This window comes from Halomonas sp. SIMBA_159 (assembly GCF_046536035.1).
Classification (GTDB): domain Bacteria; phylum Pseudomonadota; class Gammaproteobacteria; order Pseudomonadales; family Halomonadaceae; genus Vreelandella; species Vreelandella venusta_A.
Window position 1 is genome coordinate 1 of record NZ_JAWJBT010001728.1, and the last position, 232, is coordinate 232.

Consider the following 232-nt stretch of genomic DNA (forward strand, 5'->3'; position numbering starts at 1 on the left):
TTCTCCAAGCAAAACTGCTGGTCGATATCAAGCCCGATCTGGGTCAATTTCACAGACATATGGGCATCCACTCCGGCTTCTGTAATCGCCTCGGCTGTCTGGATGATTTCGTCTTTTGCCTGTATGGCTTCTTTGCGGCTGGTGACAAATTCACCGAGCCGGTCGATAGTGGCAGAAATGCCATCCTCGTTCAATGCGCGGACAGACGCCATCATGTTCGGAATATCGGTTC

1 protein-coding gene is annotated in these 232 nt (G+C 51.3%); it reads right to left on the minus strand.

The window, feature by feature from the left end; genetic code table 11:
* On the minus strand, window positions 1-232 hold a 232-nt coding region (locus R0J87_RS25120; protein WP_498889744.1), incomplete at both ends, for a hypothetical protein.